Source organism: Amycolatopsis sp. NPDC005961 (assembly GCF_040629235.1).
In the GTDB taxonomy this organism is placed as follows: domain Bacteria; phylum Actinomycetota; class Actinomycetes; order Mycobacteriales; family Pseudonocardiaceae; genus Amycolatopsis; species Amycolatopsis camponoti.
Window position 1 is genome coordinate 232274 of record NZ_JBEXVF010000005.1, and the last position, 7844, is coordinate 240117.

The window sequence follows — 7844 nt, forward strand, 5'->3', positions numbered from 1 at the left end:
GGTCGATTCCGAGTAACACGGCCTCCTTAGCGTCGGGTCATCCCGAACGCCGAGGAGGTGCCCGTGCCGCAGGTCGACACCCACTGCCCGTACTGCGCGCTGCAGTGCGGGATGCGCCTCGACGGCGTCCGCGTGACCCCGCGGGACTTCCCGGTGAACGCCGGCGGCCTGTGCCAGAAGGGCTGGACCGCCGGGGCGCTCCTCACCTCGCCGCGGCGGCTGACCACCCCGATGATCCGGGTCGACGGCGCGCTCGAGCCGGTCAGCTGGGACTTCGCCCTCGACTTCGTCGCGCGCAAGCTCGCCGAGCTGAAAGCACAGCACGGCCCCGACGCCGTCGCGGTCTTCGGCGGCGGCGGGCTGACCAACGAGAAGGCCTACCTGCTCGGCAAGTTCGCCCGGGTCGCGCTCGGCACGTCGCAGATCGACTACAACGGCCGGTTCTGCATGTCCTCGGCCGCCGCCGCGGGGATCAAGGCCTTCGGGGCCGACCGCGGGATGCCGTTCCCCGTCACGGATCTCAAGAACGCCGACGTCGTGCTGCTCGCCGGGGCGAACCCGGCCGAGACGATGCCGCCGTTCGTCCAGCACCTGCGCGGCGCCGACCTGATCGTCGTCGATCCGCGGCGCACCCCGACCGCCGAGTCGGCGGGCCTCCACCTCGCTCCCGCGCCGGGCACGGATCTCGCGCTGGCGCTGGGGATCCTGCACGCCGTCGTCGAAGGCGGTCACCTCGATCGATCCTATGTGGACGCACGCACGAACGAGTTCGGAGAAGCCTGGCGGATCGCGGCGACGTGGTGGCCGGAACGCGCCGAGCGCGTCACCGGCGTCCCGGCGGCCGACATGCGCCTCGCCGCCGCGAAGCTCGCCAATGCCCGCAACGCCTACCTCCTCACCGCCCGCGGCACCGAGCAGCACGCCACCGGGACCGCGAACGTCGGCGGCTGGATCAACCTCGCGCTCTCGCTGGGCCTGCCCGGCCGTGAAGGTTCCGGCTACGGCTGCCTCACCGGCCAGGGCAACGGTCAAGGCGGCCGCGAGCACGGTCAGAAGGCCGACCAGCTGCCCGGCTACCGCAAGCTCGACGACCCGGCCGCGCGCGAGTACGTCGCCGGTGTCTGGGGCGTCGACCCGGACAGCCTGCCCGGGCCCGGCCGCTCGGCCACCGAGCTGCTGGACGCGCTGGGCACCGACGAGGGCCCGAAGGCGCTGATGGTGTTCGGCAGCAACGTCGTCGTCTCGGCGCCGCGCTCGGGACGGGTCCAAGATCGACTGTCCGCGTTGGACTTCCTGGTCGTCGCCGACTTCGTGCTGTCGGAGACGGCCGCGCTGGCCGACGTCGTCCTCCCGGTCACGCAGTGGGCCGAGGAAGACGGCACGCTCACCAACCTGGAAGGCCGCGTCCTGTTGCGGCGCAAGGCCATCGACCCGCCGGTCGGCGTCCGGTCCGACTTGGACGTCCTCAACGGACTCGCGCTACGGCTGGGTAAGGCGGGCTTCCCCGCCGACCCCGAGACCGTGTTCGAAGAACTGCGGATCGCGTCCAAGGGTGGTGTCGCCGACTACTCCGGCGTGAGCTACGACCGGCTGCGCGACGGCGAGGCCCTGCACTGGCCGGTGCCCGCGGATGACCACCCCGGAACCCCGCGGATGTTCCTCGACGCGTTCGCTCACCCGGACGGTCGCGCGCGGTTCGTGCCGGTCGAGTACTCCGGTCCGGCCGAGCTGCCGGACGAGGAGTTCCCGCTGCAGGCCACCACCGGTCGCGTGCTGCAGCACTACCAGTCGGGCGCGCAGACGCGGCTGATCAAGGAACTCGACGATGTCGTCCCCGAAGCATTCGTCGAGGTTCACCCCGATACGGCCAAGCGGGCCGGGCTCGAGGAAGGCGATCCCGCGAGAATCCGGTCCCGGCGCGGCGAGACCGTGGCCAAGGTGCGGTTCGTTCAGTCGTTGAAGCCCGATCTCGTGTTCCTGCCGTTCCACTTCCCCGGTGAGCAGCGCGCGAACCTGTTCACCAACCCGGCGCTCGACCCGGTCAGCCGGATGCCGGAGTTCAAGGTGTGTGCCGTTTCCCTGTCTACTATGGATGGTGCCGCATGACGCCGCGTGAAGTCGTCATCGTCGGGTACGGCATGGCCGGCGCCCGGCTGGCCGACGAGATCCGCCGCCGTGACCCGATCGCCGAACGCGTCCGGCTGACCGTGCTGGGCGCCGAGAAGCACGCTGCCTACAACCGGGTGCTGCTGTCGGCCGTCGTCGCCGGCGGGATGAGCGCCGAGAGCGTCCGCCTGCACGACGACGAATGGGCCGCGCGCCACAACATCGACCTGCGGCTCGGGGTCGACGTCACCCGCATCGACCGCGACAAGCGCTGCGTGGAACTCGGCGACGGCGCATGCGTGGACTACGACGCGCTCGTGCTCGCCACCGGCGCCAACCCCTGGATCCCGCCGGTCGAAGGCCTCGAAGCCGGGCCGGGCGTGGTCGCCTTCCGCAGCCTCGACGACTGCGCCAGGATCCTCGACGCCGCCCGCTACGGTGCGCCGGTCGCGGTGCTCGGCGGCGGGCTGCTCGGCCTCGAAGCCGCCCGCGGCCTGGCCGGGCGCGGCAACCAGGTGACGGTGGTGCACCCGCTGGGGCACGTCATGGAACGCCAGCTCGACCCGGCCGCCGGGCACGTGCTGGCCCGGCAGCTCACCGGCATGGGCGTGACGTTCCGGTTCGGCGCCACCGCCGCCCGCTACCTGCCCGGGGACGGCCTCAAGCTCGACGACGGCACCCTCGTCCCGGCCGACCTGGTCGTGGTCGCCGCTGGTGTGCGTGCCGAGACGAGCCTGGCCGTGGCCGCCGGACTCGACGTCGAGGGCGCCATCGTCGTCGACGACGTCCTGCGCACCAGCGACGGCCGCATCCACGCCCTCGGCGACTGCGCCCGCCACCCCGGCGCGCCGGCCGGGCTGATCCAGCCCGCGTGGGAGCAGGCCGAGGTCCTGGCCGACGTCCTGACCGGCACCAACGCCGCCGCCCGCTACCGCGGCACCACAGCCGTCACCCGGCTGAAGGCCCGCGGCATCGACCTCGCCGCGCTGGGCGAGACGCAGCTCGACGCCGGCACCCCGGACGTCGAGGTGCTCACCTTCAACGACCCCACCGGCGGGCGCTACGGCAAGCTCGTCGTCCGCGAAAACCGCGTCACCGGCGCGATCCTGCTCGGCCTGCCCGACGCCGCCGCGTCGATCACGCAGTTCCACGACCGCGGCACACTGCTGCCCGACGACCGCCTCGCGGTCCTGCTGGGCCGGGCGCTGCCGACCGGAAGCGCCCCCGCGGCCAGCCCGGCCGACCTGCCCGCGGCCGCGGTGATCTGCCGCTGCAACAACGTCACCAAGAGCCGGCTGGTCGAGGCCTGGAAGGCCGGGGCCACCGACACCCCCGCACTGGCGCGGGCCACCCGGGCCACGACCGGCTGCGGCGGCTGCGCGGACGCCGTCGGCGGTATCGCGAACTGGCTCGCGGCGCAATGACCAACCCGACCCGTCGCAAGGAGAACACCGTGGTACACCAAGGAAAGCACTGGATCGAGCACTGGGAACCGGAGAACGAGGAGTTCTGGGAGTCCACGGGCAAGAAGGTCGCGCGCCGGAACCTCTGGTTCTCCGTGTTCGCCGAGCACATCGGCTTCTCCATCTGGACACTGTGGTCGGTCATCGTCCTGTTCATGGGCAAGGACTACGGGTTCTCGGCCGCCGACAAGTTCCTGCTCGTCTCGACGCCGACGCTGATCGGCGGCCTGATGCGGCTGCCCTACACCTTCGCCGTGGCGAAGTTCGGCGGTCGCAACTGGACGGTCGTCAGCGCGGCGCTGCTGCTGATCCCGACGATCCTGGCCGCGGTCGTGCTGCACCCCGGGACGTCGCTCGGCACGTTCCTGCTGGTCGCGGCGCTCGGCGGCGTCGGCGGCGGCAACTTCGCGTCGTCGATGACGAACATCAACACGTTCTACCCCGAGAAGCACAAGGGGTGGGCGCTCGGCCTCAACGCCGGCGGCGGCAACCTCGGCGTCGCGGCCATCCAGCTGGTTGGCCTGCTGGTGATCGGCACGGCGGGCGCGACCGCGCCGCGGATCGTGCTCTACGTCTACATCCCGCTGATCGTCGTCGCCGCGGTGTGCGCGTACTTCTACATGGACAACCTCGCCACGGTGAAGGGCGACACCAAGGCGATGCGCGAGGTCGTCAAGGACCCGCACACCTGGGTCATGTCGTTCCTCTACGTCGGCACGTTCGGCTCGTTCATCGGCTACAGCTTCGCCTTCGGCCTGGTGCTGCAGAACCAGTTCGGCCGCACCCCGCTGCAGGCGGCCGCGGTGACGTTCCTCGGCCCGCTGCTCGGCTCGCTCTCGCGGCCGGCGGGCGGCTGGCTGGCCGACCGGATCGGTGGCGGCAAGATCACCTTCTTCACCTTCGTGGGGATGGCGCTGTCCACCGTCGTGCTGATCCTCGCGTCGACGTCGAAGTCCCTGGCGCTGTTCACGGTCGCCTTCATCGTGCTGTTCGTGCTCACCGGCGTCGGCAACGGCTCGACGTACAAGATGATCCCGGCGATCTTCCGCGCGAAGGCGAAGGTGGCGATCGCGAACGGGGCCGAAGAGGCGGCCGAGCTGCTCAAGGCGCGGCGGCTGTCCGGCGCGCTGATCGGCCTGGCCGGCGCGATCGGCGCCGAAGGCGGCCTGTTCATCAACCTCGCGTTCCGGCAGTCGTTCGCCGACGCCAAGAGCGGGGTGCCCGCGTTCGTCGGGTTCCTCGTCTTCTACGGGCTGTGCTTCGCCGTCACCTGGGCGGTTTACCTGCGCAAGCCCGCCGAACAGCCCACGAGTGAGCGCGGTCTGGCGCTCGCGGGAGCGGAGGTCTGAGATGCCCACCCTGGTCGTCGCCGGACACGGCATGGTCGCTCACCGGCTCGTGGAGGCGGTGCGCGCGGAAGACCCCTCCGGCACTTGGCACATCGTCGTTCTGTCCGAGGAGCCGCGTCCGGCGTACGACCGGGTGGCACTCACGTCCTATGTGGACAGCTGGGACCCGGCGTCGCTGGCGCTGCCCGGTTCGGACTACGCGGACGACTCCCTTGTGGATCTCCGCCTGGGCGAGCTGGTCGTGTCGGTGGACCGTGCTTCGAAGACAGTCACCACGGCCTCCGGCGACGTCGTTTCCTACGACGCGTTGGTGCTGGCCACCGGCTCGCGGCCGTTCGTGCCGCCGGTGCCCGGGCACGACCTGCCCGGCTGCTTCGTCTACCGGACCATCGAGGACCTCGACGCGATCCGCGCGGCGGCCGTCGGGAAGCCGGGACGCGGGCGGCGCTCGGCCGTCGTCATCGGCGGTGGCCTGCTCGGCCTGGAGGCCGCGAAGGCGTTGCGGGACATGGGACTCTCGCCGCACGTCGTCGAGATGGCGCCGCGGCTGATGCCCCTGCAGGTCGACGAAGGCGGCGGGTCGCTGCTGCGCCGGCTCATCAGCGGGCTGGACGTCACCGTCCACACGGGAACGTCGACCGACGCCATCGAGGCCGACGGTTCGCGGCTGGTGGCCAAGCTGGGCAACGGCACCGAGCTGGACGTCGACCTCGTCGTGTTCTCCGCCGGTGTCCGGCCGCGCGACGACCTCGCCCGCCAGTCCGGTTTGGACGTCGGACCGCGCGGTGGGGTGCTCACGGATTCCTCCTGCCGCACCAGCGACCCGGCGGTGTTCGCGATCGGTGAGTGCGCGGCCGTCGACGGCCGCGTCTACGGCATCGTGGCGCCCGGCTACGCGATGGCCGAGATCGTCGCCGCCCAGCTCACCGGCGGGTCCGGCGAGTTCCTGGAGCCGGACACGTCCACGAAGCTGAAGCTGATGGGCGTCGACGTGGCGTCGTTCGGCGACGCGCACGCGAAGACCGAAGGCGCGTTGGAAGTCGCCGTCAACGACGCGGTCGCCGGCACCTACAAGAAGCTCGTGGTCACCGACGACGGCAAGACGCTCCTCGGTGGTGTGCTCGTCGGCGACGCCACCGAGTACAACACGCTGCGGGCACTCGTCGGCCGTCCGCTGCCCGCCGAGCCGGGCGCGATCCTCGCCCCGGCCGGCGGGGGCGCCGCGGTCGGCGTCGACGCGCTGCCGGACGCGGCGCAGATCTGCTCGTGCAACGCCGTCTCCAAGGGCGCGATCACGCGGGCGATCCACGAAGACGGCTGCGACACCGTCCCGAAGCTCAAGGCGTGCACTCGCGCCGGCACCGCGTGCGGCTCGTGCGTCCCGCTGCTCGGCAAGCTGCTGACGGCGTGCGGCGTCGAGCAGTCGAAGGCCGTGTGCGAGCACTTCCCGCAGTCGCGCGCGGAGCTGTTCGAGATCGTCCAGGCCACCCGGATCACGACGTTCAGCGAGCTGATCGGCCGGTACGGCGCGGGCAGCGGCTGCGCGGTCTGCAAGCCGGCGGTGGCGTCCATCCTGGCCACCCTCGGCAACGGCCACGTGCTCGGCGGCGAGCAGATGACGTTGCAGGACACCAACGACCGGTACCTGGCGAACCTGCAGCGCAACGGCACGTACTCGGTCGTCCCGCGGATCCCCGGTGGCGAGATCACGCCGGAGAAGCTGATCGTCATCGGTCAGGTGGCCCAGGACTTCGGGCTGTACACGAAGATCACCGGCGGCCAGCGGATCGACCTGTTCGGGGCCACCGTGGACCAGCTGCCGCTGATCTGGCGCCGGCTGGTGGACGCGGGCTTCGAGTCCGGGCACGCCTACGGCAAGGCGCTGCGCACGGTCAAGTCGTGCGTCGGGTCGACGTGGTGCCGCTACGGCGTCCAGGACAGCGTCGGGCTGGCGATCGAGCTGGAGCTGCGCTACCGCGGGCTGCGGTCGCCGCACAAGCTGAAGTCGGCGGTTTCGGGGTGCGCGCGGGAATGCGCGGAGGCCCGGAGCAAGGACTTCGGCATCATCGCCACCGAGAACGGCTGGAACCTCTACGTCGGCGGCAACGGCGGCACGACCCCGCGCCACGCCGAGCTGCTCTTGTCCGATGTGGACACCGAGACGCTGATCCGGACCATCGACCGGTTCCTCATGTTCTACGTGCGCACCGCCGACCGACTGCAGCGGACGGCGCCGTGGATCGAGGAGCTGGACGGCGGTCTCGACCACCTGCGCGCGGTGATCGTCGACGACTCGCTCGGCATCTGCGAAGACCTCGACGCGGCGATGGCCAAGCACGTCGACAACTACGCCGACGAGTGGAAGGGCGTCCTCGAAGACCCGGAGAAGCTGGCCCGGTTCTCGTCCTTCGTCAACGCGCCCGGCACGCCCGACCCGGCGATCTCGTTCCGTTCGGAGCGGGAGCAGAAAGTGCCCGTGATGCTGGGAGTCCCGCGCTTTTCGAACAGCGAGGTGCGCCGATGACGACGTCGATCGAACGGACCTGGACGGCGGTGTGCGCCGCCGAAGCGGTGCCGGAGTACGCGGGGGTGGCCGCGCTGTTCGACGGCGGCGTCCAGGTGGCGATCTTCCACCTGCCCGGCGCGCGGTGGTACGCACTGTCCAACTGGGACCCGTGCAGCGGCGCGGCGGTGCTTTCGCGCGGCATCGTCGGTGACGCGGGCGGGGTCCCGGTGGTCGCCTCGCCCGTCTACAAGGAACGGTTCGCGCTCGACAGTGGACAGTGCCTGGACGCCGAGGGTGTGACGGTTCCGGTGTACGAGGTGCGCGTGCGAGAGGGCGTGGTCGAAGTGGAGAGCCCGTGATCCTGCCGCTGACCGGGTTCGTGGTCGGCATCACCGCGGCGCGCCGAGCGGACGAGCTCGG

Annotated in this window: 5 protein-coding genes; all 5 read left to right on the forward strand. The window is 71.3% G+C overall.

Annotated features, from left to right (window positions below):
• The first annotated feature begins 63 nt into the window (after window positions 1-63).
• The 5 genes from ABZ342_RS07285 to nirD are packed head-to-tail and all read left to right on the forward strand — an operon-like array spanning window position 64 to window position 7783.
• Window positions 64-2106 carry a molybdopterin oxidoreductase family protein gene (locus tag ABZ342_RS07285; protein WP_360469733.1) on the forward strand — a complete coding sequence of 681 codons (2043 nt, stop codon included), beginning with the start codon at window positions 64-66 and terminating at the stop codon, window positions 2104-2106.
• Complete coding sequence (locus tag ABZ342_RS07290; RefSeq protein WP_360469736.1) at window positions 2103-3530, forward strand: FAD-dependent oxidoreductase; 1428 nt, start codon at window positions 2103-2105, stop codon at window positions 3528-3530. The genes ABZ342_RS07285 and ABZ342_RS07290 overlap by 4 nt, the downstream gene beginning before the upstream one ends.
• Window positions 3527-4918 carry a nitrate/nitrite transporter gene (locus tag ABZ342_RS07295; protein ID WP_155549242.1) on the forward strand — a complete coding sequence of 464 codons (1392 nt, stop codon included), beginning with the start codon at window positions 3527-3529 and terminating at the stop codon, window positions 4916-4918. The genes ABZ342_RS07290 and ABZ342_RS07295 overlap by 4 nt, the downstream gene beginning before the upstream one ends.
• A gap of 1 nt (window position 4919) precedes the next feature.
• Window positions 4920-7442 carry a nitrite reductase large subunit NirB gene (nirB, locus tag ABZ342_RS07300; protein ID WP_360469740.1) on the forward strand — a complete coding sequence of 841 codons (2523 nt, stop codon included), beginning with the start codon at window positions 4920-4922 and terminating at the stop codon, window positions 7440-7442.
• Complete coding sequence (gene nirD, locus ABZ342_RS07305; RefSeq protein WP_360469743.1) at window positions 7439-7783, forward strand: nitrite reductase small subunit NirD; 345 nt, start codon at window positions 7439-7441, stop codon at window positions 7781-7783. Before nirB ends, nirD begins: the two co-directional genes overlap by 4 nt.
• Window positions 7784-7844: the final 61 nt, after the last annotated feature.

What these genes read in the sequence shown, in the direction of transcription:
- ABZ342_RS07290 (WP_360469736.1), top strand. Translation starts at nt 2,103, where the DNA reads ATGACGCCGCGTGAAGTCGTCATCGTCGGGTACGGCATGGCCGGCGCC.
- nirB (WP_360469740.1), top strand. Translation starts at nt 4,920, where the DNA reads ATGCCCACCCTGGTCGTCGCCGGACACGGCATGGTCGCTCACCGGCTC.
- nirD (WP_360469743.1), top strand. Translation starts at nt 7,439, where the DNA reads ATGACGACGTCGATCGAACGGACCTGGACGGCGGTGTGCGCCGCCGAA.
- ABZ342_RS07295 (WP_155549242.1), top strand. Translation starts at nt 3,527, where the DNA reads ATGACCAACCCGACCCGTCGCAAGGAGAACACCGTGGTACACCAAGGA.